Annotated in this window: 18 protein-coding genes and 1 pseudogene; 10 read left to right on the forward strand and 9 right to left on the reverse strand. The window is 56.1% G+C overall.

Going from position 1 to position 20,631, the window contains the following annotated elements:
• The first annotated feature begins 12 nt into the window (after positions 1-12).
• Positions 13-1,794, forward strand: a complete 1,782-nt coding sequence (locus FN806_RS05995) for an aminopeptidase P family protein (protein WP_142634988.1) — start codon at positions 13-15, stop codon at positions 1,792-1,794.
• Positions 1,795-1,859: 65 nt separating this feature from the next.
• Positions 1,860-2,201: a DUF427 domain-containing protein gene (locus FN806_RS06000; protein WP_142634990.1), complete on the forward strand. Its 342-nt coding sequence runs from the start codon at positions 1,860-1,862 to the stop codon at positions 2,199-2,201.
• Between the two features lie 340 nt (positions 2,202-2,541).
• Here the strand turns inward: FN806_RS06000 and FN806_RS06005 are convergent, their stop codons facing one another.
• The 7 genes from FN806_RS06005 to FN806_RS06035 all read right to left on the reverse strand — a co-directional run bounded on the left by FN806_RS06005 (position 2,542) and on the right by FN806_RS06035 (position 8,201).
• Positions 2,542-2,823, reverse strand: a complete 282-nt coding sequence (locus tag FN806_RS06005; protein WP_142634991.1) for a hypothetical protein — start codon at positions 2,821-2,823, stop codon at positions 2,542-2,544.
• Positions 2,824-2,942: 119 nt separating this feature from the next.
• The gene (locus tag FN806_RS06010) at positions 2,943-3,155 is read right to left on the reverse strand and encodes a hypothetical protein (RefSeq protein WP_142634993.1); all 213 of its coding nucleotides are present in this window, start codon (positions 3,153-3,155) and stop codon (positions 2,943-2,945) included.
• A 48-nt stretch (positions 3,156-3,203) separates the two neighbouring features.
• Positions 3,204-4,325, reverse strand: a complete 1,122-nt coding sequence (locus FN806_RS06015; protein WP_142634995.1) for an alanine/ornithine racemase family PLP-dependent enzyme — start codon at positions 4,323-4,325, stop codon at positions 3,204-3,206.
• On the reverse strand, positions 4,322-5,521 hold the full coding sequence (locus FN806_RS06020; RefSeq protein WP_142634997.1) for an N-acetyltransferase DgcN family protein: 1,200 nt from the start codon (positions 5,519-5,521) through the stop codon (positions 4,322-4,324). The genes FN806_RS06015 and FN806_RS06020 overlap by 4 nt, the downstream gene beginning before the upstream one ends.
• An 83-nt stretch (positions 5,522-5,604) precedes the next feature.
• On the reverse strand, positions 5,605-6,318 hold the full coding sequence (locus FN806_RS06025) for a hypothetical protein (RefSeq protein ID WP_142634999.1): 714 nt from the start codon (positions 6,316-6,318) through the stop codon (positions 5,605-5,607).
• 115 nt (positions 6,319-6,433) lie between these two features.
• The gene (locus FN806_RS06030; RefSeq protein WP_142635000.1) at positions 6,434-6,787 is read right to left on the reverse strand and encodes a hypothetical protein; all 354 of its coding nucleotides are present in this window, start codon (positions 6,785-6,787) and stop codon (positions 6,434-6,436) included.
• A gap of 772 nt (positions 6,788-7,559) precedes the next feature.
• Positions 7,560-8,201, reverse strand: coding sequence for a cysteine hydrolase family protein (locus FN806_RS06035; RefSeq protein ID WP_142635002.1), 642 nt, complete (start codon positions 8,199-8,201; stop codon positions 7,560-7,562).
• Between the two features lie 145 nt (positions 8,202-8,346).
• Here FN806_RS06035 and FN806_RS06040 point away from each other — a divergent pair, with 145 nt between their 5' ends.
• The 8 genes and pseudogenes from FN806_RS06040 (at position 8,347) to FN806_RS06075 (ending at position 16,674) form a co-directional block, all read left to right on the forward strand.
• Complete coding sequence (locus FN806_RS06040; RefSeq protein ID WP_142635004.1) at positions 8,347-9,195, forward strand: MurR/RpiR family transcriptional regulator; 849 nt, start codon at positions 8,347-8,349, stop codon at positions 9,193-9,195.
• A complete protein-coding gene (locus FN806_RS06045; RefSeq protein ID WP_142635006.1) occupies positions 9,192-10,496 on the forward strand; it encodes a glutamine synthetase family protein in 1,305 nt (434 codons plus the stop codon). Before FN806_RS06040 ends, FN806_RS06045 begins: the two co-directional genes overlap by 4 nt.
• A pseudogene (locus FN806_RS06050) lies at positions 10,496-11,265 on the forward strand (Rossmann-fold NAD(P)-binding domain-containing protein). Before FN806_RS06045 ends, FN806_RS06050 begins: the two are co-directional and overlap by 1 nt.
• Positions 11,262-12,032 (forward strand): N-formylglutamate amidohydrolase, encoded by a 771-nt coding sequence (locus FN806_RS06055; protein WP_185956628.1) that lies wholly within the window; start codon positions 11,262-11,264, stop codon positions 12,030-12,032. The pseudogene FN806_RS06050 and the gene FN806_RS06055 overlap by 4 nt, the downstream one beginning before the upstream one ends.
• A complete protein-coding gene (locus FN806_RS06060; protein ID WP_142635011.1) occupies positions 12,029-13,909 on the forward strand; it encodes a branched-chain amino acid ABC transporter ATP-binding protein/permease in 1,881 nt (626 codons plus the stop codon). Before FN806_RS06055 ends, FN806_RS06060 begins: the two co-directional genes overlap by 4 nt.
• Complete coding sequence (locus FN806_RS06065; RefSeq protein ID WP_142635012.1) at positions 13,906-15,057, forward strand: ABC transporter substrate-binding protein; 1,152 nt, start codon at positions 13,906-13,908, stop codon at positions 15,055-15,057. The genes FN806_RS06060 and FN806_RS06065 overlap by 4 nt, the downstream gene beginning before the upstream one ends.
• A 12-nt stretch (positions 15,058-15,069) precedes the next feature.
• Positions 15,070-15,783, forward strand: a complete 714-nt coding sequence (locus FN806_RS06070) for an ABC transporter ATP-binding protein (RefSeq protein WP_142635014.1) — start codon at positions 15,070-15,072, stop codon at positions 15,781-15,783.
• Between the two features lie 3 nt (positions 15,784-15,786).
• Positions 15,787-16,674: a branched-chain amino acid ABC transporter permease gene (locus tag FN806_RS06075; RefSeq protein ID WP_142635016.1), complete on the forward strand. Its 888-nt coding sequence runs from the start codon at positions 15,787-15,789 to the stop codon at positions 16,672-16,674.
• Positions 16,675-17,198: 524 nt separating this feature from the next.
• Here FN806_RS06075 and FN806_RS06080 read toward each other — a convergent pair.
• Positions 17,199-18,884, reverse strand: a complete 1,686-nt coding sequence (locus FN806_RS06080; RefSeq protein WP_142635018.1) for a chloride channel protein — start codon at positions 18,882-18,884, stop codon at positions 17,199-17,201.
• Positions 18,885-18,965: 81 nt separating this feature from the next.
• Positions 18,966-20,615, reverse strand: coding sequence for a DNA repair protein RecN (gene recN / locus FN806_RS06085; protein WP_142635020.1), 1,650 nt, complete (start codon positions 20,613-20,615; stop codon positions 18,966-18,968).
• Positions 20,616-20,631 lie beyond the last annotated feature (16 nt).

The following is a 20,631-nucleotide window of genomic DNA, read 5'->3' on the forward strand; positions in this document are numbered from 1 at the left end:
TAGAGGTATGACATGTTTCAGTCCTTCGCCGTGACCGCACGGCCGGAACAGGGCCCGCCTCGGCTGGCCGATCTGCGGACCGAATTGGCACGCGACGGGTTGGACGGTTTCTTGGTCCCGCGCGCAGATGTGCATCAAGGCGAGTATGTGGCCCCGCGCGACGAACGGCTTGCCTGGCTGACCGGGTTCACAGGTTCGGCCGGGTTCTGCGTGGTTTTGGCAGATAAGGCCGGCGTCTTCATTGACGGACGTTATCGTACGCAGGTCAAAGCGCAGGTCGCCGCCGATTACACACCTGTTCCATGGCCCGAGGTCAGCCTTGCCGCGTGGCTAACGGAACAACTCCCGCAGGGTGGTCGGGTTGGCTTTGATCCGTGGCTACATTCGGCGGGTCAGATCGCGAAAACGCAGACCGACCTTGAAGGCCGAGATATTACACTGGTGCGCAGCGACAATCTGGTGGACCGGGTTTGGTGGGATCAACCCGATCCACCAATGAACCCGGTAAAGCTGCACCCGATCGAATTCGCGGGCGAAAGCGCAGACAGCAAAATCGCGCGTCTGGCGCAGTCCCTGCAGGACACGGGCTGTGGCGCAGCGGTGATTACCCTGCCCGACTCGATCATGTGGTTGTTGAACATTCGGGGCTCCGATATCGGGTACAACCCGGTGGCGCATGGGTTTGCTATACTGCATGCGGATGGCCGCGTGGATCTGTTCATGGCGCACCAAAAGCTGAACGTGGCGATGGCCGATTCAGTCACAGTTCATGCGCCGGACACGTTTTTGACGGCTGTCGCAGCGCTTGACGGTAAGGTTCAGGTTGATCTTGGTACGCTGCCACAGGCAGTGGCCGATGTGCTAGAAGGGCAGATGGTCGATGGCGGCGACCCTTGTGCGCTGCCCAAAGCCTGCAAGAACCCTGCCGAAATCGCAGGCAGTGCCGAGGCACATCTGCGCGATGCTGTCGCTGTGATCGAAACGCTGTGCTGGCTGGATGCGCAAGCCGCTGGCGATGTTACGGAAACGCAGGTGGTCACTCGGCTTGAGGAGAACCGGCGCAAGGATAATGCCCTGCAGGATATCTCGTTCGATACGATTGCAGGGACAGGACCCAATGGCGCGATCATGCATTACCGGGTGACCGAGGAAACCGACAGCCTGCTGCAAGACGGTCATATCCTGGTGCTGGACAGCGGCGGACAATATTTGGATGGCACGACTGATATTACCCGGACCATTGCTATCGGCAATGTGGGTGAAGAAGAAAAAGCCTGCTTTACTCGCGTGCTGAAAGGCATGATCGCCATGTCTATGCTGCGCTGGCCTGCCGGGTTGGCTGGACGTGATATCGAATCCGTGGCGCGTATTCCCCTATGGGCAGCGGGTCAGGACTTTAATCACGGTGTCGGGCACGGCGTCGGTGCCTATCTGAGTGTGCATGAGGGCCCTCAGCGTCTGTCCAAAGCCAGCCATGAGCCCTTGCTGCCGGGCATGATCTTGTCGAATGAGCCGGGTTACTACCGCGAAGGTGCGTTTGGAATCAGGATTGAAAACCTTTTGGTGGTGCAATCTGCCCCTACCCTGCCCAGTGGTGACGCGGAACGTCCCATGTTGGAATGGCGCACATTGACCTATGTCCCTATCGACCGACGCTTGGTTCTGACCGATATGCTGACGGCAGTCGAACGCGACTGGCTCAACGCATATCACCGCGAAGTTGCCGAAAAAGTTCGACCAAGGCTGGGAGATGACGCCCAACTGTGGTTGGATGCCGCAACCGCACCGATCTGACACCGCATCGTTACATATACCGGGCAGTGGACAAGCGGGAAACCGGACCAGAGGAAAGAGCAAAGATGACCGAGATCACCATTCGCAAGACACCAGGCAAATGGAGCGTCCGTTCAGGAGGCGCCATTCTGGGTGAAACCACAAATGCTCTGGAATTGCTCGAGGGCGATCTTGATCCGGTCATCTATTTCCCTCGTACCGATATCGCGATGGCATTTCTGGATGTTACCGACAAGGTCACGCAGTGCAAACACAAGGGCCAAGCCACGCATTTTTCGATCGTCAACAAATCCTCGGTCACTGAAAACGCTGCTTGGAGCTATGAAGACCCGATCCATTCTGCCTTAGACATCAAAGGCCATGTCGCCTTCTACCCGCTTGATTCCGTGAAGGTCGAACAAATCTGACGTATGTCCCAGATGCGCAATACCTCTACTCAATCGAGTTGTTGCACAATATGAAAGGCCAGATCGCTTTGGCCTTCACGTCAAAATCTGGCTCGAAGTAAGAGAACGATCCTTTACGCTGGATACCACGAAAGTATCAAACGAGCCCGACCTGCACCTTGGGATTTCTCGCTGCGCCTACACTAAAAACTGCTTTTTTCCGGTATTCATGGCGCAGTTTCTTGGCAAAACCCACGCCCAAAATGGTCTGTTTTTCTGGCACCAAATAGATTTGTTTTTGGTCGATCTAATGCCGCAAACAAGGTGAGTTTAGAGAGTTAAACTGAAGCCTGCTCAAGATCTAAAACTCATCAAATTCCGGAACATTTCCAAGCCTAATGATAAAGCTCGGCGCCCCGACCTCGCCACTGTTCGGGTCCTCACTGACCATGTAGGCATCGGCGCCAGCGCAATCGTCGGATAGCGCTTCCCTTTCTGCTCTGTTTTGTGCTTCCGCCGCCGTGGAGTATTCAAATTGCTTGCCAATTTTCAAGTTTCCTTGCCCTCCGCGACCGGGCTTATTTTCCACATATGTCTGGCAGATATAGTGAATTTTTTCTGAGCTCTCATCTGAGATTGTCATGGCAGTATCCGTAAAATGAGTATGGGTGCGATTGATGCATGGGAAAAACAATGTTCGCTAGCCGCTTTGTTCGTGGTTCGATCATTCCAGTCGCGCAAAAAGAAGGGGCGACAATCCTGTCACCGCTTTTTGACGGGCTTCGGCGGACAGGCTTCAGATAATATATTCGCATCCCTTTCGAGCCGAGTTTTGCGGAGCCGGGCATTCTTGATCTGTCTTTGCTCTGCTTCTTCGTTGACCATTTCTCTAACGATCCGCGTTGTTTTGTCCATCGGTGTTTCCGCCTTGGGAACGTGTGCATTGAAGACAGTTTTTTTTGTCAGCTTTGCCAATGGTTATTCTCCTAACCGTTTTCAACGGTGCATTTATCAGTTGAGTGATCAAATCGATGCTAGGTGGGTGCCTGATCCTTGAGAGACATGCGCGTGTCGTGAATGACTGCCACGGAGCAACTTTGTCTTAACGTCGGGAGCGGACATAGCATTCATCAACGCACTATAGTTCATTTGGAACTTCATTTCCGATCCTACGCTATGCGTCGAATGGTAAGTGCCAACGACAAGATGATCGCTTGTTGCACCAATAAGCCTGTATCCAGGGGGCATCGAAAGCCCCAAAATGTCCGTATCTTGCTGACCAACGGCCAGAATTATTTGTGTGCTCTGTCCGCTTTTCGGGACGAGGTGAAGTCTTTTGAATACCGGATCGCAGATGCTCTGAGGGTGAGATGCAGGTTTGGACCCTGTTTCAATTACCTCAGCGACAAGCGTGAAGGCATCCGTATACATCCCGCCTATCTGATCTCCGGAAACCGGATCAACGCCCAGAAGTATTGCTTCCCCCAGCCTTAGATCATTGATGCGACAAACTGGGTGTCCGCCGAGGGCCCAAGGAAGGTTGGCCGAGTTTCCGCCAGATACAGTGTGAAGGAAGGGACCACACTGCCCCTCTGTTTCATTCGCCAGGTCAGATAGGGCCTCCATATCTGCAGCATTCGGGGCAATCCCCCCCAGACATGCAAAGTTCGCTCCGATGCCTTTCAGCGTAACGCCGGGCATGTCCACCACTTGCTGTGCAACTGAGCCGAGGTCTTTTGGCATGATCCCTTCGCGCAGATCGCCCATCTCAACCATCAGGATAATGCCGTGAATGCAGTCTTTCCGGATCGCGGCGGCGGCCAGAGCGGTAATCACGAGGATTTCTGTATTGTAGCTCGCCTCACAGTATTGGATGACCTGATCGACCTGGCTCAGCGTTGGTGTACGGATCAATGTGATCGGGCATGTCATGCCCGCGTTGCGTAACCTTCGCACGTTACTAAGCCGCGCTTCCGCAAGCCCCACAGCGCCGCCGTCGAGCATAGCCTGAGCGATGGCTGGATGCCCGCACACTGCCTTGGTCACACCGGTGACACCGATGCCGCGTGTCTTGAGGCGCTCGACAACAGTCTTCGCATTGTGACGTATCTTGCTCAGATGCACCTCAATGCGAGGGGTACTCATATCGCAGCCACGGGTGTGGAGTGACGTAACCCAGGGTAAGCGGCAACAACCATTGCAAGCAAATGCGAAGCCGGCCGGCTGAGTACATCCGTTACAGGCAGCCCGAGTATTTGTGACTGTGCGGCGATCGTGTCGGTTACCTCGGCCTCGGACATCCCCTCATGATTGAGCGTGACACCAATGACCTTTGTGTCAGCAAATGCTTCGATTAGGGCAATCTCACTTGCAGGCTTGGGCATCGGCATATTGGGAAAGTCACAGCGATGCGCGCGCTTTGGAGCGTGCTGGAGGATTACGGCGTCCGGCTGGCTGCCCCGCAGGATAAAGGCGGATGTGCAGAATGCCGGATGGCTCAACGCCCCTTGACCTTCGATCAATATGACATCGGGTCGTTCAGACTCGGAAGCGTCGACGATCGCGCCTTCAAGTTCGCCGCAACAGAACTGCGGTGGTACGGCATCCATTGCCACCCCATATTTTGCACCCTGCATCAAACCTGTCTGGCCCGTACCAACAAGGACAGTCTTGATGCCTCTTGTGTTCAAGGCACGGGCTAAAACAGTCGCTGTTGTCCGCTTTCCGATGGCGCAGTCGGTCCCAAGAACCGCTATGCGCAGTGCTTTCACACCAGAAATACTTCCATCGAACAGGCGCATATCCTTGCTGGGTTTGGGTTTGCGAATATCTCGGATGGTGACTTTGCGTTCGACCGCAAAAGAAGCGATTTCTGGATCATCGCCCAGATATTCATGCAATCCACTGACGATGTTCATACCAAGTGATATCGCGTCGAGAACAACGTCACGATCTGTCGATGAGAGCCTGCCCGTAGATGGTGCCATCCCGTAAATGAGGGTATCCGGGATTACAGCTTCATGGACAACAGCAGCGTCCAGACTTCTGAAGACCGGAATGTGGTTTACAGTATCGTCAAGAACCAACCCGCTGTCTTTGCCGTCGTGATCGCTATCGATGACAGACAGGATCCTGTAGGCCTCTGAATGGCGAACGAGGCCATTTGCAGTTTTGCCATCCGCCTTGGCAAAGTTACCTTGGCAATAGACAATCGCAGTTGGCGGCAAGATGATCTGAGTGGCAGAAGTTGATCTTATGGGTTCGTCGCTGGTAAATGGCGGCGCCTGCGCCCCGCTAACAGGACGACGGATCGTGTTTGCCACGTTAAAGTCGGTTTTCATGATGTTTCCTTTGTGTGGTCGACACCCAAGGCAACACGGTCGTCACCATCGGATACCAAAGTCGAAATAGTCGCGCCGCGCGCTCAGTTATCGAGAACGCACAGACCTTTAGATGACTTGAAATTCTTGTTGCAGTTCCAACGGTTTCCGGACCTGTCAAGATGGGCATTCGCAGGAAGCTCTATTGTTTCGCAATTCACACCTGAGGTCGCGTATCCCCGCTCGCACTTCCATCCCGTGCCGTACGTTGCATCGTCCAAGTAGGCATGTTCAGGGATCATGACGGCCGCGCACGTGCCATCCTGTACAAAATATCCACGTTCACATGTCCAGGGTTGGCCGTATCCTGATGAATTCAAATACGCGTTGGCCGGGACCACAATGGCGACGCAACGGTCGTCCAATGCTTCGAACCCACGTTTGCATTCCCACGCGGGTCCATAGGTCGTATCAGCCAGATAAGCGTTTGCGGGTACGACAATTTCTTGGCACGTATCGTCGATTTTGAGAAAACCGCGCGAGCAATGCCAGCGTTCACCTGATGAATCAAGGAATCCGCCATCGGGTACAATCACCGCAACACAGGTCGCTTCATCGTTCTCGCGAAAACCATGAAGACATTCCCAACCTAAACCATAGGTACGGTTGGTCGGATAGGCATTTTCTGGCACTACGACAGCTGCGCAGACGTCGCCACTCAACCTATACCCGGCGTTGCATTTCCAACCGTCACCGTAACTTGTTGCAGTGGCATTTTCTGGCACCGATTGCGATGTAGATTGAGCGAATGCAGGCATCGAAAATAAAAGCAAAGCACAGAGTGTAAACCCAATCAGCACCGCACTCATCTGAATGCCTAGTGACAGATTTGCGCGCCAAGTCGTCCGAAAGAGTTGCGGCATTGCCTTTGCCTTATGATCCATCCAGCTCAAGCCCCGCGATACAGGCATCTGCGAGGTCGCGGCTTGGCGAATCTGACCCCGGCAGTGTTGCCCAACCTGTATCCATCATGGCCTTGCGGCGGTTAAAGCCAGAGGCCTCTTGCAGTGTTTCGATTATTTCTTCGCGCTTGGGGTCAGCGGTTGACCTGTTCAGGCAGACCGGCACCATCGCAAGCGTTACTTCTTCGCTTGCATGGTCTTTCGCCAATTCTTGAGCGCTGCCGCTGGTTGTCCATCCGCCCCACGTAAAGCCAAGGATTGAGACCGCAACCGCACCACACAAAGCACCGTAGATGCCTGGTTTCGTCCATTCTGGAAATGTCATTTTAGTTCCTCTGGCGGAGAAAGCGCCGCCTCGCTGTTTTATGTCTTTCTGCGCAATCTTAATCTTGCGCCCAGGCCATTCTCAGGACGCGATGGTCGATAGGCGCAGTTCTTGCCTATCGGAAGCTCATTTGATCAACGGTTGCGTTGTGGTTTATTGGCAAGCCATCGGTGCGTCTGATCACCACAAACGGATCAACTAACATCACAAGCGATGTGGTCGTGCGCGATAACATCGGCAACTTTCCCAAACATCAAATCCAAGTAGAGGACGTGACAGCTGAATTTTCATGATGGAAGAACTTAGTTCACTCTAGCAGGCGATACGCCTGGGCTGCAGAAAACCAGAACTTTAGTGTTCCCTATGTAACCACTTGGAGCCGCAATTACAACGCTCGTGGCCCTACCGCTGTTCCCAAGGCCCCGATACCGATCAAAAAAATGGTTTCAACCTGGCATTTACTTTGTGTATCGGCAAATCCGTGACCACTTATGTAGCCTTTTTACTATGTCACTCTGAAACTGGCATTCGCTGCATCAAGGAAAACATGTGGTGAGGGCAGATAATGCTTGGACGTTTTACCGAAAAGTGTGGGTTTGTCTCTGATCTCACATGCTGTTTTGAGTGTGCCTCGCCAATTATTTCTGAGCGATTTTTTGGATGATGACAGGTTGGACTGACGCGCAGGGAAAAATCGGAATTTGGCGAGAAAACGGGTGTGGGTAACGCCTGAGACGCGCCGTCAAACGGATCGGCTGGACGCCTCACCGACCTAGCCACGACCGATTTCGTCAAGCAATTCGGCTGTCGTCACCTGACGGCAGTAGCCTTTGATCGTTTTCAGGGAATTGTCGTGACGCTCTTGCGTGTAGGTCATGCAGGCATCCGTCACTTGGGTGACCAGATAGCCCAGATCACAGGCATCGCGAATTGCGCTTTCGACGCATTGATCGGTCACGATCCCTGCCAGCACCAATTGCTTAATGCCGAGATTGCGCAGCACGTAATCTATGTGGGTCGAGACAAAGACTGAAGACGAAGATTTTGGAAACACGATCTCATCATCGGCTGGTGCCAGTTCGTCGATCACCTTGCCGTCCCAGGATCCTTTGGGCACGTTGAAGCCCGTGATTTTGTAATCCAGAGATCTGTCGCGCCCGTCTTTGGTCAGACTTTCAATCGTTGTATAAAGAACCTCGATTCCCGCCGCGCGAAATCCCTTTTGCAAGGCTTGCATATTAGGTACGATACGGGATTTCAGCTGCTCAAAAAACCAGCCAAACTTTGCGTCAAAATCGGCATTTGTCAGCCCTTCGAATTCGGCACCATCCCTGTGGGCTGCAAAGTTCTGCACGTCAATAAACAGCAATCCCGATTGGTCATGTTCTAGTGGAAGATCGCGGGTCAATTCCATGTCTGTCTCTGCTTTCAAATGTTTGCCCAAGAGGTCTGATTTTATGAATGAGGGCGATCATGACGTCCACACTAAAAGAAAATAAAATTCCAAAGTCAATTCAATTTAGATTGACAGAAAATATTTTTCCACCACCATATAGCGCATGTTGATCAGAGACCGCATCGAAAACGCAGCCGATATGCTAACCAGCGGAGAGCGCAAACTTGCTGCAGCTATCCTGTCGGATTACCCATTTGCTGGCCTTTCCTCGATCCAGGAGCTGGCAAAACACGCCGAGGTGTCACCGCCTTCAATCTCACGGTTTGTTACCAAGATTGGACTTGATGGATATCAGGATTTCCAACGTGATCTTATCGCGGAATTGAAAGAAGGGCACCGCTCGCCGGTTCAACTCCACCAGGCGGAACGGCCCGTTCATGGGGGATATCTGAAGGACTTTATTTCCAAATCGGCCAGCCAGATGGCCATGGCGGCTGATGCGATCACCGAAGATCAGTTTAACCAGATCTGCGCCCTTCTGACCGACCCGAAACGCAGCGTTTACGTGCTGGGTGGCCGGATCAGCGATACGATCGCCAAGCATCTTTCGTTCCACCTGCGTCAGATCCGCAAGGATGTGTTTCATCTGCCTGATACGCCTGAAGGCTGGCCAGAATATCTGTTGCGGATGCGGCCCGGGGATATCCTTTATGCTGTTGATTTTCGCCGCTACCAACCGGCGCTGGAGCAGCTGTCGCTTGTTGCCTCACGCGATCGGAATGCCCGTGTGATCCTGATGACGGACAAATGGATTTCACCGATTGCCAAACACGCCCATGAGGTCATGCCGGTGCCAATTGATAGCGGCACCTTGTGGGATACTTACTCGGCGGCACTCTCGGTGACCGAGGCCATCGTGACGCGGATTGCCGAGGACAACTGGGAACAGACCCGAGACCGCATCAAGGCCTGGGATGCTTTGCGCTTTACTCAAGAGGAAAATGAAAAATGACCCTGCCGCTAATTTTTGCTGCCATATCCGATGTTGCCGGAAAGGTGCGCGGCAAAGCCTTTCCCGCTGATCAGTTGGAAAAACGGCTGGTGCGGGGGGTCGGCTGGACCCCTACCAATGTGCAGATCACCTGTTTCGACATAATCGCTGACAGCCCGTTCGGCGCACTAGGTGATTTGCTTTTGATTCCCGATGCAAACGCAGAGGCCCGGGCGACATTTGGAGATGTGACCGAGCATTTCCTGATGGGCGATGTCGTCACGCTTGACGGGGATCCTTGGGCCTTTTGTACGCGCGCTATCCTCAAATCCGCGCTGAAGCGCCTGCATGATGTGGCGGGCGTTCATCTGATCTCGGCGTTCGAGCACGAGTTTCAACTGAAAAGCCCACCGGCGGTGGAAAACCAGGGATACGGACGCGAAGGGTTCGAGATTCAGCGGAAGCTTTGCGAAGTGCTGATGGCGACACTCGCCGAAAACGGGCTCGAGCCAGACAGTATCATGAAGGAATTCGGCCCCAATCAATACGAGGTCGTTATCGGCCCTGCCAAAGGTGTGCGCTCGGCAGATGCGGCAGTAATCCTGCGCGAGCTTACTCGCTCGGCAGCGCGTCACCTGGGTGAGGCTGCAACCTTTACGCCAATCCGCGATGTGGCGAGCGTCGGCAATGGCGTTCATATCCACATGAGCTTTGTCGACGATGCCGGCGAGCCGGTCACATTTGATGCAAGCGGCCCCTGCGGGATGTCCAGACTTACTGATGGGTTCGCTGCTGGCGTGCTAAAATACCTGCCTAACATTTTAGCGCTGACGGCACCGTCTGTCGTGTCATACGAACGCCTTACTCCGCACCGGTGGTCGGCTGCGTATAACAATCTCGGGTTCCGAGACCGCGAGGCCTCGTTAAGGGTCTGCCCTGTGACGGCAAAGGACCCCGCTTCAATCGCCAGACAATTCAACATTGAATACCGCGCGGCGGATGCAGCGGCGTCGCCTTACCTGGCTTTGGCCGCTGTTGTACATGCTGGTGTTCAGGGGATCGAAGATGGGCTGAAAGCGCCTGCGCCGACCGAGGAAGACCTGTCACTTCTGTCAGCGGACGATCTCACGGCGCGTGGTTTTGTGCGCCTGCCCGAAACGCTTGAGGCCGCCCTTGAGGCGTTTCAGGCGGATACGACAGTCACCGGTTGGTTCGGACCAGATTTCGCGAGCGTCTACGCCGCCCATAAGGCTGCAGAAATCGACGCGGTAAAAGACATGGACACAGCACAAAAATGCGCCGCGTATGAAGGAACATACTGATGAGCGCGCCCTCTGACAGAGCATTGGTTCCATTTGTCAGCGTCGAAAACATGCGGGCCCTGGTCCATAAGCATGGCCTACGGGACTGCCTTGCAGGATTGGCCAATATGATCGAAGCCGATTTCAAACGCTGGCCGGTATTTGACAAAACACCGCGCGTTGCGTCCCATTCTAAGGCGGGTGTGATTGAACTGATGCCAACCTCTGATGGTGTGGATCACACCTTCAAGTCCGCGAACGGGCACCGATCGAACACCAAGGTCGGCCTGCAAACCCTAACCGCCGTTGGTGTGCTGGCCTCTGTTGATACCGTCTATCCACAGCCCTTTTCTGAAATGACCCTTCTGACGGCGCTTCGCACGGTGGCAACATCGGCGATGGTGACGCGTATACTGGCCCCCAAATCAGCTAAAACCGCTGCGAGTATCGGCAACGGGATATTCTGATGCGCAATGACATTTCTGTAGAGTACCCAAAACAGACGCGCATCAAGGGCGATATCCAGCAACTCGACCCGGATCACGCGGTCAACGAACTGTGGCAGGTTCTAACCGGTTCTAAAAAGGGACGAACCTCCGAAGATCAGATCACGGTTTTTGATGGTGTTGGCTTTGTGGTCGAGGATTTCTCGGCCACGCGCTGGCTGCACCAAAAAGCGACTGACGGCGCCCCAAGCGAAATGCTGGATCTGGTTGCCGACCCGCACGACCCCAAGGATCTGCTCGGTATGATAAGACGATGCACACACCGTGCGGTCCAAGCTGCATGAATTTGTGTACTCATACCTTATTGGGGCCGAACGATCCTGCGCCGATTGACGTCGTTAATGCAGATAGCACGTCGGAGATCGTGCTGCTGTGTGAGCATGCAGGCAATGCAGTCCCCGAGATGCTTGGAGATTTGGGAGTCTCCCGCGACGTCATTGAAAGCCACCGCGGCTGGGACATTGGTGCTCAGGATGTAGCGCGCCAGTTGGCTGAACAGTTGAACGCGCCTCTCGTCGTCCAAAATTACTCACGGCTGGTATTTGACTGTAACCGTCCCCCTGACAGCCCCTTGGCGGTCCCTGCGATCAGCGACCAGGTTGAGGTGCCGGGTAACAGCGCGATCACCGAATTGAGCCGGGCCATGCGTGTCGATGAAATCTTTCGACCTATGGATGCAGAGTTGAATCGGCTCTTTGCCAACCGTCCGCGTCGTGCCGCGTTTTCGATCCATTCCTTTACACCGCATCTCGATGGCAAGGACCGGCCTTGGCAGGCAGGCTTTTTAAGCCGCGGAACAGGCGGTGCTGCCAAAGCATTGATGGCACATATCGCGCAGCGCCGCCCTGACATGGCCTTTGCGTTGAACAAGCCCTATCAGATCGAAACTGAGGGCGATTGGTTTATTCCAGCGCATGCAGAACCCCGTGAGCTTGTGCATTGCCTGATTGAAATTCGAAACGATCAAATCCGCGAACAATCGCAAGTCGGGCTGTGGGCGGATCTGCTGGCAGACGCAATCCTTACAGCAGTAGGGGACATTCCCTCATGAGCATCGTCCCCCTTCATACACATCCCGGACGCTTGCGGGCGTCCAACTTGCTCCGGACGGCGGCGGCGGTTGCTGTGCTGCTGGCTGTGGTGCTTGGGCTGACGTTGATTTTTGGACGCACTGGCGAGCGGATTGCTGTACAGATGTGTGTCAATGTGGTCGCTGTAGTGGCCCTTGCGGTTTATTGCGGCAACACGGGCATTGTGTCTTTCGGGCATGGCGCGTTTTTGGCGCTAGGCGCTTATCTGTCAGGCATTCTCACCATGCCTGCTGCTCTTCAACGTTCTGCCCTGCCGGATCTTCCGTCATTTCTGGCAGGCCATGAAGTAACGATCTGGGTGTCGCTGCCGGTGGTCGCCCTTGCGGGACTTGCCTTTGCAGCCCTAACCGGAAGCGCCATCGCTCGGCTTGTGGGTGCGTCTGCCACGATTGCCACGCTTGGCCTGCTGATCATCGCCCATGGCGTGGCCATCGCCGCACGCGAGATCACACGCGGCAGCCAGACGTTTTACGGTGTGCCAAGGGTGACAGACCTGGTTCTGGCCCTCGGCGCGGCCACGAGTGCAATCCTGCTGGCCCGTTGGTATCGCGAAAGCCGTTTGGGTCTGTTTTCCCGCGCGGCCCGTGACGATGAGGATGCCGCAACAGCACTTGGCATCAATGCCCGACGCACAAGATTCATTGCTTGGTGTGCCTCTGGTACCATGGCGACAGTCGCGGGTGCACTTTATGGGCATATGCTGGGGGCATTTTCACCCGCATCCTTCTACCTTGGGCTCGTCTTTGCGCAAGTGGTCATGATGATTGTCGGTGGAATGTCATCGGTTGGCGGCGCAGTGGTCGGGGTGATCGCGGTGACGCTGCTGCAGGACACTGTGCGCCAGTTCGAAGGCGGCTCAACTGTGCTTGGCGTCACCTTGCCCGAGGTCTTTGGCCTGACGACGATTGTCCTGGGGCTTGCCATCCTGCTGGTGATCTGGGCGCGACCTCAGGGTCTGGTCGGAGGCTTTGAACTTGGCCCTGGCGCGGATGCAAATCTGCTCGGGCGCCTGAAGCCCCGAGTAACTCCTGCGCGCACGCCCGAGTCCGTCGTCCCAGCCACGCTGAAAGCATCAAACCTGTCAAAAAGTTTCGCAGGCGTCAAAGCCGTAAGAGACGTCAGTTTCGAAGCTCCGACTGGGCGCATCACTGGCCTGATTGGCCCCAACGGTGCTGGCAAGTCCACGCTTGTTAACTTGCTGACACGCGCCTATCAGGCGGACACCGGTTCTGCGCATATGGGCGAGGTTGATTTGACCCGTGTCTCGCATCACAAAGTGCCAGGCTTTGGTGTCTCGCGTAGCTTCCAAAACTTGCGCCTGTTCAGCGGTCTGACAGCCTACGAAAATGTTCTTGTTGCCGCTTTGGCCGCAGGTCACGACCGCAAGACTGCCGCGGCTATCACGCTGCGTGAACTGGATGCCTTTGATCTTGGGGAAGTCGCCGGGTATCGCGCCGACGGCCTGCCATATGGTGCCCGCAAGCGCCTGGAAATCGCCCGCGCTTTGGCACAAGACCCGAAGATTCTTTTACTGGATGAACCGGCCGCTGGCATGAATCCCAGCGAAACAGATGACCTGGCTGATCGGCTGATTAAGGTCGGCAAAACACGCGGCATCGGTGTCCTTCTGATCGATCATGACCTGAGGTTCGTGAACCGCCTGTCGGACTGGATCGTGGTGATGCACCAAGGTGGCGTCATCGCGCAAGGCACGCCTGAAGACGTGCGCGCAAATCCCAAAGTCATCGAGGCTTACATCGGCAAAGGGCGCACAGCCCAAAAAGCAGAAATTAGCGAAACCAACCGAAGTCAACCAACAGAGGTAGCAATAAAATGATACGTAATGCCCTTCTTCTTTCAACAGCAGTTATCACCGGCCTGGCTGGAACAGCGATGGCTGAGAGTTATAAAATCGGCGTAATGTCCGCGCAATCGGGCTATCTGGCCCCCTATGATGGACCCGCCTATGCCGGGTTCCAGTTCTGCATTGACGAAATGAACGCCAAGGGGGGCCTGAACGGCACAACACCGGTTGAGCTGATCGTGCGCGACACCCGGTCTGACATCGCCGAAGGCGTTAAAGTCGTACAGGAAATGATCGATGACGGCGCGCAGTTCATCGTGGCGTCAGCCGATGCCGATCCGACAATCGCCGCGGCCCAGATCACAGCGGCTGACAGCATCCCAACAATGACCTTTGCCGGAACAGCCCCGGTTCTGACGCAAGTCGGTGAACATGTCTTTGGCAGTTACCCTGCGGACAACCAACAGGCCGCCGTACTGGCAGGCCACGCACGCGAGCAAGGGTTCGAACGTGTCTGGCTCGTGAAATCCCCAGACAGTGCCTACACATTGGGTGGGCCCGAGTACTTTGGCGAGGCCTTCACATCGCTTGGTGGTGCCGTTGTCGGGGAAAGCAACTATTCGCTGAACCAGCCGGACTTTTCTGCCATCGTGACGACCATCAAGAATGCGGATACCACCCCGGATGTGATCGTCACATGGGCTTGGGAGCCTGATTTCCCGGCCTTCATCCGTGCGCTGCGCGGTGCCGGGGTTGATACCCAGGTGATGGGAGGTGACGTACTCGATTCACCAACCGTACGCGGCCTTGGTGATGTCGTCACAGGCGTAGCGCATACATCTGGTGGCTTCCCAGACGAAGGCTCTGCCTATGCCGATTTCATCGCTCGGTTCTCTGCTGCAAAGGGGATCACGCCTGACAACAATTACTACGTCAATGGCTGCGATATTGCGCATATGATCGAGGATGCTGTCGCAGCGGCTGGCACGACAGACCCTGCTGCCGTGACTGCCGCAATGGCCGGCATTGAGAATGGTGAGGGTATCATGTCCAACTTCACTTTCGCGGGGACCGACCGGATGCCTCTGCGTGATGTTGTGGTCGCGCGGATTACCGATGCAGGCGAAAAAGAGTTTGTCCTGCGCACCTCAGCTGATCCCGCAATCCTGCCACAGCCGTAAGGTCTGAACCCAATGGAAACAGCACTCGATATCCAAGGCTTGCACGTCCGCTATGGCCCAATCCGCGCGGTTCAGGGCATTGACCTGATCGTCCCCAAAGGCGGCATAACGGCGCTTTTAGGGGCCAATGGCGCAGGCAAGACAACGACGGTCATGGCCATCGCAGGTGCTTTGCCCGTGGTATCGGGCGCTGTTTCCCTTTTTGGCAAGGATATGACAGGGGCCAAACCCGACGCCATTGTGCGGGCGGGTGTGGCCATCTCACCGGAAGGACGCCGCGTGTTTGCGCAGCTGACGGTCGAAGAAAATCTTTTGCTGGCCGGATCAATTCTGGGCGACGAGAAGCTCAGCGCCAAACGTTTGGCCGAGATGAAAGAGCGTTTCCCGATCCTGGGCGAACGCCGCCGTCAGATGGCGGGGCTTTTGTCGGGGGGCGAACAACAGATGCTGGCGGTGGGACGTGCCTTGATGAGCGGACCGCGCTTGCTGTTGCTGGACGAACCGTCGCTTGGTCTTGCGCCGCAGGTCGTGGATCAGATTTTCGACATCGTAGAAGAATTGAAAGCCGACGGTATTTCAGTGCTTCTGGTCGAGCAAAACGCGGCTCTTGCCCTGGACATTGCCGATCATGCCGTGGTGCTGGCGAATGGCGCTGTTGCCGCTGCCGGTGCACCATCGGAACTAGCAAATGACGCGGTCTTGCAATCCGCATATCTGGCGGCTTGAGCGATGGAAGTTCTTCTTCAACAAATGATCAACGCGCTTAGCCTTGGGGGAATTTATGCGATGCTGGCCCTGGGGCTGGCGATTGTGTTCTCTATTGTGCGGTTGATCAATTTCGCGCATGGCGAAATCATGACTTTTGGGGGCTATGGCATCTTTCTGGCCATGAGCTTTGGCCTGCCGCCGATCGCCGCTCTTGTTGTCGGGCTTGGCGCTTCTGTGTTCATGGCCATGGCAATGGAGCGTACAGCGTTTCGCGCCATGCGCGGCGCGGATGTCGTTGCACTTTTGATCACATCTTTCGCGGTGTCCGAGATCCTCAAAGTTCTGTTCCAGAACGGAATTTCCGCCAGACCCGTCCCGATCTCTTTTCCAGCGTCATGGTCTGGCACTTATCATATCGGCCAGACGACATTTGGCATTATCCCGACCGTATCAATCATAGTAACATTTTCAGCCCTTGCAGGCCTGACATTCGTGTTGCGGCGCACAACGATTGGCATGGCCATGCGCGCCGCTGCCGAAGATATCGAGATGCTCAAACTGCTGGGTATCAAGGCCAACCGGGTCGTTGCTGTGGCTTTTGCCCTGTCAGGGCTACTTGCGGGTATTGCCGCTGTCATCTGGACGGCACAACGCGGGTCAGTGGATCCACTGATGGGATTTTTCCCCGTTCTCAAGGCCTTCATTGCGACCGTACTTGGGGGTTTGGGCAGCTTGGGCGGCGCTGTCCTTGGTGGGTTCATCGTCGGCGGGCTGGAGGTTCTGCTACAGGCTTTCCTGCCAGACAGTCTGGCCCCATACCGGGATGCAATGGTTCTGGCCTCAGTCATCTTGTTGTTGCTGTTACGCCCGGATGGCCTCCTTCCAGCGGCGAATGCCAACAGATCGTAAGGAGCGGTGTTGGCGCATAGTTCATCACTCGCTCGGATTGTTGCCCTCAGAGCGCGATGACAGACAAAGAGTGTGCAAATCGGATTCTGCGGAAATTGAATCTAACTTTCAAATTCAGACATTGGTGCAGCCGCAGCGGAACTGGGCTACGCCGCACAGCCGTTTTTTGGCCAGATACCGACAAGAATCCGCAATAGATCAGAATTCCTCGATGTTACGGCCAATATTGCATGACCCGCTAGCTCGAAAAGATTCTGGGAAGCTGTCGACGGCTCAAAGTTGCGCGTCGTTCCACAAATTCCAGAGCGTCAGTGAGGTAAAGTTAGTCCTTCACCAGCACTCCAAGGCCTGATGCTTTTCAGCCAGAAAGCTCAGTTCTGCACAGCTTGTCAGATCGAACACATGAGCCTCTGGATTTCGACTGGCCACGCCCGGTAGGTGCAGATCCAAAGATCGTATCGCTTCAATGCCTCGCCTGTTTCAAGGAACAAGATGGACAAAGACCAATGTTCCAGGGGCCTCTGTTATGAATGTTCTTCTGCAGCCGTGGCTGCCAACGCGCGGTTATAGGCCTTTAGCGCATCAATATGGTAGAGCGTACCGACTGGCGTCTCAGCTCCGTCATTACCGCTCACCACCACCGGTATGCAGAGGATTTCGTCTCGGTCGAAGAACGGCATCGCCGCCTCAAGCGTAGCGCTTGCTTGAACAAAAAGACCCTGATCAATCAAAACCTGTGCTTCTTCCCGGGTGATTGAACGTGCATCGCCAAGCGGTCGCATCACTGCGCCTGCGCGCAACATCGCCAGAAGATAGGCCTGTGGCCCCGCGGCCAGATGCACATTGCGCCGTTCCAGTTGGGTCAGGAAGAAGGATCGATCCACGAGGCGCGAAGCCAGCGCCGTGGACATTGAAACCGACACCATCACCGCCAGACCGATCTGCCAATCTCCGGTCAGTTCAAAGACAATCATCGTGGTCGAAATCGGGGCACCAAGCACGGCAGCGGCCACCGCGCCCATCCCGGCAAATGCGTAGAGGGTATGGGTACCCGATACATCGGGCAGCAAACCCGTTGCAATCAACCCGAATGCCAACCCGGTTAACGCACCTATCATCAGCGAGGGTGAAAACACACCGCCACCCATACGTCCCCCCATCGTGATCGCAACAGCCACAGTTTTGATGATTGCGAACAGGATGGCGGTTGTCAGAACCAAATCTCCGGCCAGAGCCCGGATCGTGGTTTCGTATCCAACGCCGATGATGTGGGGAAACCAGATCGCGATCAGTCCCAACATTGCGCCTGATACAGCAGGACGCAGCCATCCGGGCAAGGACAGCCGGCTTTGAATGTGATTGCCAATATCTTCTGCAAAAAAGATCGACCGCATCAGAAGCAAGGCCACCAACCCGCAGATCAACCCAAGGATCAGAAACGCGGGCAGCTCGACATAGAATTGCAGTGATCCGGGCGTATCCAGAGTGAATTCGGTCACGTCGCCGTATTCCAGCCGGTTAATCACCGTCCCGGCGACCGAAGCGATAACGATGGGCGCAAAAGCATGCACCGCGAAATGGCGCAGCACCACCTCAAGCGCGAACAGAGCACCGGCAATGGGTGAGTTGAAACTGGCCGAAACCGCCGCCGCCACTGCACATCCCAGCAAATCACGCCCGGTAATTCCGTCGGCATGGATACGATTACTGACCCAGGTCGAGATCACGCCTGCCATATGCACAACCGGCCCTTCTCGACCCGTAGATCCACCTGTGCTGAGCGTAATCAGCGAGGAGAAAAAAGACGCGATACCCGCCTTGCCTTCGACCCGACCATCGGTGAGGGCAGCGCCTTCGATTACATCCGCAACCGAACGCACGCGCCCGTCATCGGTATACCGGTGCAGGATGATGCCAACGATAAGACCGCCGATGATCGGTGTGATCAGGATCAGGAACCACGGCAGCTTTTCCACATGGCTGTGCAGCAACGAGATATCCCCGGTGTCGTAGACATAGGCCTGCAATGCCTGAATTGCCTTACGAAATCCCAATGCCATAAAGCCTGCGGCAATCCCGATCGCCAGCGCGATGAACCAGAACTGGATTTGGCTGGGCCCGCGCCTGCGCATCACCCGCCACGCGTCCTTCATCGCGGCCAGAGCCTGGTTGAGCTGGTTGCGCAGAACGGTGCGGGTTGACTGGGTCATTTGCCCTCGGGGGATCAGAATACACCCCTTACTAAGCCACGGAGGGCACGGTTAAAAGCCGGATCGCGCGTCTGTGAGGGCCTATGCGTCCAGAAGGGCACGGGCAGCGGCACGCGCTTCGTCCGTGATCGTGTCACCGGCGACCATCCTGGCAATTTCGTCCACCCGGTCGGCTTGGGCCAATGGAACCACGGTCGACAGGGTTTGCCCGTCGGTCACATGTTTCTGAACACGCCAATGATAGGCGGCACGGGCGGCGACCTGCGGCGAATGCGTCACAACCAACACCTGCCCCCCCTGCGCGAGCGCAGCCAGACGCCTGCCAACAGCATCCGCGGTCGCGCCGCCAACACCCCTGTCGATCTCATCAAAGATCATCGTGCGCGCGCTGTCATCGCCGGTCAGACAGACCTTGAGCGCCAGCAAGAAGCGGCTCAGTTCACCGCCCGAGGCGATTTTGTTTAACGGTCCAGACGGTGCACCGGGGTTGGTGGCAACGGTGAACGCCACAGCATCCGCACCTTCGGGGCCGGGATCGGACGGGGTGATCTCGGTCTGGAACACAGCGCGTTCCATTTTCAGCGGTGCAAGCTCGGCCATCACTGCGGTGTCGAGTTTCGACGCTGCCCGCTGACGCAAGGTGCTGAGCGCCTTGGCAGCTTTGTTGTAGGCGGCCTGTGCGGTTTCAACCGCAACGCGCCTGTCGGCCAGATCAGCGTCACCAGCATCCAAACGGTTCAGCCGCTCACGCAAGGTGTCCGCGAACCCGCCCAAGTCGTCCGGGGCAACGTCATGCTTTCGGGCCAACGCACGAATGGCGAAAAGCCGTTCCTCGACTGCCTCCAGTTCAACCGGATTGAAGTCCAGCGCCTGAAGACTGGCATTAACGCCATCTTGCGCCTCGCCCAATTCGACCAGTGCACGCCCCAGTGCGACAACAGGCTCTTCCAACTGCCCGCCTGCATTATCGGACACGCCTTCCAGCCAGCGCAGAGCATCAGACATCGCGCCCTCGGCCCCATCACTGCCAAGCAAGTCATAGGCACGGGCGACGTCATCGCGAATCCGCTCTGCCCCCTGCATCATGCGGCGCCTTGCATCCAGTTCGGCATCCTCGCCGGGCTGCGGATCAAGCTTATCAAGCTCAGTGACCGCATGGCGCAGAAATTCTTCCTCTGCCCGCATGGCAGCCAAGGCAGATTCGACCTCAGACAAAAGCTTGCGCGCGCGCGACATCTCGGACCATGCAGAGCGCACAGTGGCCAGTTGCCCCCCTGCCCCGGCAAAATCATCCAGCATCGCGCGGTGGCCACGTGGGTTCAGCAGGCCGCGATCATCGTGCTGGCCATGCAGTTCCACCAGGGTTTCCGACAAAGCCCGCAACACCTCGCCCGAGCAACGCCGGTCATTGACCCATGCGGTTTTCCGGCCCTCGGCTGTGTTCACGCGGCGCAGGATCAGCTCTTCGCCTCCGGGCAATCCGGCTTCGGCCAAAATCGGATGTGCGGGGTGGTTTTCGTGCAGCTCGAACTCGGCCACAACTTCACCCTGAGCGGCCCCCTGACGCACCAGCTCTGCCCGCCCGCGCCAGCCCAGAACGAACCCAAGCGAATCCAGTAGGATCGACTTGCCCGCGCCGGTCTCGCCGGTCAACGCGTTCAATCCCGGCTGGAACGTCAGTTCCAACCGGTCGATGATCAGCATATCGCGGATATCAAGGGCGCGCAGCATCGGGTCTCAGCGTCCC

This window comes from Ruegeria faecimaris (assembly GCF_900182615.1).
In the GTDB taxonomy this organism is placed as follows: Bacteria; Pseudomonadota; Alphaproteobacteria; order Rhodobacterales; family Rhodobacteraceae; genus Ruegeria; species Ruegeria faecimaris.

Coding starts and splice junctions, on each gene's coding strand:
- FN806_RS05995 (WP_142634988.1), top strand. CDS start 13: ATGTTTCAGTCCTTCGCCGTGACCGCACGGCCGGAACAGGGCCCGCCT.
- FN806_RS06000 (WP_142634990.1), top strand. CDS start 1,860: ATGACCGAGATCACCATTCGCAAGACACCAGGCAAATGGAGCGTCCGT.
- FN806_RS06005 (WP_142634991.1), bottom strand. CDS start 2,823: ATGACAATCTCAGATGAGAGCTCAGAAAAAATTCACTATATCTGCCAG.
- FN806_RS06015 (WP_142634995.1), bottom strand. CDS start 4,325: ATGAGTACCCCTCGCATTGAGGTGCATCTGAGCAAGATACGTCACAAT.
- FN806_RS06020 (WP_142634997.1), bottom strand. CDS start 5,521: ATGAAAACCGACTTTAACGTGGCAAACACGATCCGTCGTCCTGTTAGC.
- FN806_RS06025 (WP_142634999.1), bottom strand. CDS start 6,318: ATGCCTGCATTCGCTCAATCTACATCGCAATCGGTGCCAGAAAATGCC.
- FN806_RS06030 (WP_142635000.1), bottom strand. CDS start 6,787: ATGACATTTCCAGAATGGACGAAACCAGGCATCTACGGTGCTTTGTGT.
- FN806_RS06035 (WP_142635002.1), bottom strand. CDS start 8,201: ATGGAATTGACCCGCGATCTTCCACTAGAACATGACCAATCGGGATTG.
- FN806_RS06040 (WP_142635004.1), top strand. CDS start 8,347: ATGTTGATCAGAGACCGCATCGAAAACGCAGCCGATATGCTAACCAGC.
- FN806_RS06045 (WP_142635006.1), top strand. CDS start 9,192: ATGACCCTGCCGCTAATTTTTGCTGCCATATCCGATGTTGCCGGAAAG.
- FN806_RS06055 (WP_185956628.1), top strand. CDS start 11,262: ATGAATTTGTGTACTCATACCTTATTGGGGCCGAACGATCCTGCGCCG.
- FN806_RS06060 (WP_142635011.1), top strand. CDS start 12,029: ATGAGCATCGTCCCCCTTCATACACATCCCGGACGCTTGCGGGCGTCC.
- FN806_RS06065 (WP_142635012.1), top strand. CDS start 13,906: ATGATACGTAATGCCCTTCTTCTTTCAACAGCAGTTATCACCGGCCTG.
- FN806_RS06070 (WP_142635014.1), top strand. CDS start 15,070: ATGGAAACAGCACTCGATATCCAAGGCTTGCACGTCCGCTATGGCCCA.
- FN806_RS06075 (WP_142635016.1), top strand. CDS start 15,787: ATGGAAGTTCTTCTTCAACAAATGATCAACGCGCTTAGCCTTGGGGGA.
- FN806_RS06080 (WP_142635018.1), bottom strand. CDS start 18,884: ATGACCCAGTCAACCCGCACCGTTCTGCGCAACCAGCTCAACCAGGCT.
- recN (WP_142635020.1), bottom strand. CDS start 20,615: ATGCTGCGCGCCCTTGATATCCGCGATATGCTGATCATCGACCGGTTG.